The organism is Coleofasciculus sp. G2-EDA-02 (assembly GCF_040226375.1).
In the GTDB taxonomy this organism is placed as follows: domain Bacteria; phylum Cyanobacteriota; class Cyanobacteriia; order Cyanobacteriales; family Coleofasciculaceae; genus Coleofasciculus.
In genome coordinates this window covers 1-3,929 of the sequence record NZ_JAVKEW010000241.1, presented here as the reverse complement: position 1 = coordinate 3,929, position 3,929 = coordinate 1, and the positions used below count along the sequence as shown (strand labels likewise).

Genomic DNA, 3,929 nt, shown 5'->3' with positions numbered 1-3,929 from the left:
CTCTGGAGTTATCTAAATTAGGCTCAATACTTGGTAGTTTTCTACGGGTGTTTGGTTTAAGTATTGCCGCAAGGATAGATAATTGTAAGGTGTGTCGCGGAACTAAGAATCCCCGCACTTATAGGGCGGGGAGTGTCAAGTTAATGCTTTTCAGGCTTGCCAATACCCGTTCGACCTGTTCATATTCGCCCGGTCGAAACCACTCTAAGATACCCAGGAGTGGCTTGGTCGGATTGGATATAGATTGCAGGCTCATACGGTTAATCCTCGTGCTGCCAATTCTTCACGAGCTTCTGCGACTCGGTCATGGGCGACTTGTCCCTCCAGCCATCCGGCTAGCTCAATCAAACCATCTTCGAGCTTCACGCGCGGTTTATAACCCAAAATAGATTGAGCCAGACTGATATCGGCAAAGCAATGGCGCACATCACCCACGCGGTAGTTTCCGGTAATTTTGGGTTGAATCTGTTCCTTACCCAATACCTTAGCCATCTTGGCAGCCGCTTCGCGCACGGTATGCTGCTGTCCACTGGCTATATTGAAAACACTGCCCGTCACTCCCGGTACTTCCAGAGCAAGTCGGCAAGCTTGAACCACATCGCTAACGCTGACAAAATCGCGCAGTTGATAACCGTCTTCAAAAATCAGGGGCGGGTTGTTATTTAAAATCCGCGAGGCAAAAATTGCCAGAACACCAGTATAGGGGTTAGAGAGGGCTTGCCTGTAGTTGACGATTTCGTACATACTTTGCCCCACACCGACAACGGCGGCAAAATGATAGACTGCATCAATTCCTTTGAGTGCTTTTCTGACTGCCTCTGGGTTGCGTACATCCCCAACGATCAGTTCGACATCTGGATGTAAATAGCTGGGTCGGGAGCAGTTGAACCCGTGGACTTGTGGGGATAAATTGTCTAGGGCGCGGACGCGATCCCCTCGTGTCAGCAGTTCGTCTGCCAAATGAGAGCCGATGAACCCCGCCCCGCCCGTAATCAAGATATGTTTGCTCAAGCTAGGTCTTCCCAGAATTAGATTGACCGACTAATTGGTAATAAAATAGGATAAATTGCCGTTATAGTCCTAAAAATAGGAGTATTCCTGAATCTATAGTCTGAGTCATCATCCTAAAGGCAGACTCTTCATGAACCGCGCCTTACTACTCGCTTGGTGGTTGGTTGGATGAATGAAGAATCCCCCGTCTTTCAAGCGGGGGATTGTCAAAAGTGCCTAATACTTTCGTTCTTGGGGTTCAAAGCGGGTAATCGCCACTGACTTGTACTGCAAATCAATTCCGGCTGAGGAATAGTACGCCAGGGTATGCTTCAAAAAGTTGGTATCATCCCGTTGGGGATAATCCTCACGAGAATGGGCACCCCGACTTTCTTGGCGATTTAGGGCACAAGTGAGAATGATTTCCCCAACTACCATGAGATTCCGCAGTTCCAAAGCTTCGATTAATTCCGTATTCCAGCAGCTTCCTTTGTCATCTAAATAGATATTTTGGTACTGCTGTTTCAACTGTTGCAGTTGATTCAATCCTTCCTGCATTAATGCCTCGGTGCGGAAGACGCCGCAGTATTGAGTCATGCAGTCTTGGAAGTTTTGACGTAGTTTATCGATGCGTAGGCTTCCGGATTGACCTAGCAATGCATTAATCTTATTCTGGGCAGCATTGAGATAGATTTGTTCATCAATGTCGGGTAATTTGCGGTTTTGAATATATTGCGCGATCGCAGCCCCGGTTCGTTTGCCGTAAACCACGCATTCTAGCAGGGAATTACTCCCCAAGCGATTGGCACCGTGAACCGAGACACAAGCCGATTCCCCGGCGGCAAACAATCCTTCAATCAATCCATCGGGTCCACTTCGCACTTGTCCATCGGTATTGACGGGAATGCCACCCATGGAATAATGGGCTGTAGGACGCACGGGCATCGGTTCGTATACCGCGTCAACCCCGACGAGTCGGTGGGCTTCTTCCCAACAGAAGGGAATGCGACTCATTATTTTTTCCTTACCCATGTGCCGCAAGTCCAGATAGACACAAGGACCTCCAGGATTCCCATCCGGATAAACCCCGCGACCGGCACGAATTTCTAATGCGATCGCGCGTGAGGTAATATCCCGTGGGGCGAGTTCCATTTTACTCGCGGCATAATTTGCCATGAAGCGATCGCCTTCGCTATTAATCAGATACGCCCCTTCACCCCGTACCGCTTCGGAAATTAACACACCCACCGGATATAACCCGGTTGGATGAAACTGGACAAACTCCATATCCTCCAACGGTACCCCTGCTAACGCTGACATGGCTAAGCCATCCCCCGTCGAGGCAAAATCATTGGAGGTGGTATTAAACACCCGCCCATAGCCCCCTGTGGCAAACATCACCGCTTTTGCCCGTACCACTTGCAGGTGAGTTTTCATGATGTTGAACATCACCACCCCTTTTGCCTGCCCGTCTTCCAAAATCAGCCGCATGACGTACCATTCTTCGTACACCGTCACGTCGTTCTTGCGGAGATTACTCACCAGTTCATGAAGAATGGCATGACCCGTTTTATCGGCAGCATAGCAGGTACGGCGATGGGAATGACCACCAAATGCACGTTGGGCAATGCGACCATCGGGTAAGCGGGAAAAGAGTACCCCCAGATGTTCTAAATCAATCACCACATCCGGTGCTTCTCGGGTGAGAATTTCTACCGCATCTTGGTCAGCCAGATAATCTGACCCCTTAACTGTATCAAAGGCGTGGGCTTCCCAGGTATCCTCAGCATCCACATTTTTCAGCGTCGCCGCCATCCCCCCTTGGGCAGCAACGGAGTGGGAACGAATGGGATGGGTTTTGGCAACCAGTGCCACATTCAGCTTCGGATCAGTGCGTTTAATTTCCAACGCCGCCCGACATCCGGCTAAACCACCGCCGACAATAATCACATCGTGTTCTCGCATCTCAACTCGATTGAATTTCTGCTGTTATCCATCATGAACTACCCAGACCTACTTCGTTGAGGTCTGGGTTTCTACAACCAGACCAGCAGGACTGTGTTTCTGACGCTTCATCTGCCCTAGTTGCTTCATGCTTCCCGTTTGCTGCGAAGAGCGGGTTTCTGAAGTAGAGCTAGAGGCATCGGCGTCTACCATCCTCGTTCCAAACCCCGGTAGAATTCCTAACGCCCACAAAAGCATTACTAATGCTGCGGCTAAATCCCTATCCATTGTGAATCCACATTTATGGCAGTGGTGAACTCTTTCGTCTAGGGTCTTTTTCTGCTGATTTCCACAGTTAGGACAAGTCTGGGATGGTTTCACTTTTCGAGTAGGAACCTCGATAAACACTCCACCCGCGTCTTTCACTTTATATTCAATCGCTGACCTCAGCATTCCCATACCCACGTCTAAGATGGATTTATTTAGCCCAGCTTTCTGCTTTTTGCGCTTACCTTTTTTGGAAGAGCGGGTCATTTTCGAGACTTCTAGTTTTTCCGTAGCAACGAAGCTATTACAGCGAACAATGTCTGTTGCTACTTGGTGTACCCAGTTTTGGCGCTGATTAGCAACCTTGTGAGTTACTTTGCTAATTTTCGCTTGGGTCTTTTTCCACCGACTAGAACCTTTTTGTTTTTTCCTTCTATTGGGGGCCCTCTTACGACGCTTACCCTTGGAAAGATGTTTAATCTCAGCTTCAGCTTTTCGCAAAAACTTAGGGGCTTCAATAAAAGAATGGTTTTCCCCATCGGTGATTGCTAATGCTGACTTGCAACCAAAGTCGATGCCAATTGAACCAAAATCTGTTTGTCTTGTTGCCGCCTGCAACTCAGTCAAATTCACGGTTATGCTAGCGTACCATTTTCCATTGCGGTAGACAATGGTGCAGGTTGTTGGAGTCCCCCAGATACGGGCTTTACCACGCATCTGGATAGAAC

The 3,929-nt window shown here is 48.8% G+C and carries 4 protein-coding genes; all 4 read right to left on the bottom strand.

Features of this window, described 5'->3' with window-relative positions; genetic code table 11:
- Window positions 1–118 precede the first annotated feature (118 nt).
- Entirely contained in the window at window positions 119–256 is a 138-nt protein-coding gene (locus RLO19_RS27630; RefSeq protein ID WP_446360571.1) for a hypothetical protein, read from the bottom strand.
- Window positions 253–1,011, bottom strand: coding sequence for an NAD-dependent epimerase/dehydratase family protein (locus RLO19_RS27625; RefSeq protein ID WP_446360570.1), 759 nt, complete (start codon window positions 1,009–1,011; stop codon window positions 253–255). The genes RLO19_RS27630 and RLO19_RS27625 overlap by 4 nt, the downstream gene beginning before the upstream one ends.
- Window positions 1,012–1,227: 216 nt before the next feature.
- Window positions 1,228–2,955, bottom strand: a complete 1,728-nt coding sequence (locus RLO19_RS27620) for a succinate dehydrogenase/fumarate reductase flavoprotein subunit (protein ID WP_446360569.1) — start codon at window positions 2,953–2,955, stop codon at window positions 1,228–1,230.
- A 48-nt stretch (window positions 2,956–3,003) separates the two neighbouring features.
- Window positions 3,004–3,929 (bottom strand): RNA-guided endonuclease InsQ/TnpB family protein (locus RLO19_RS27615; RefSeq protein WP_446360568.1); only part of this gene is annotated, 926 nt, incomplete at its 5' end.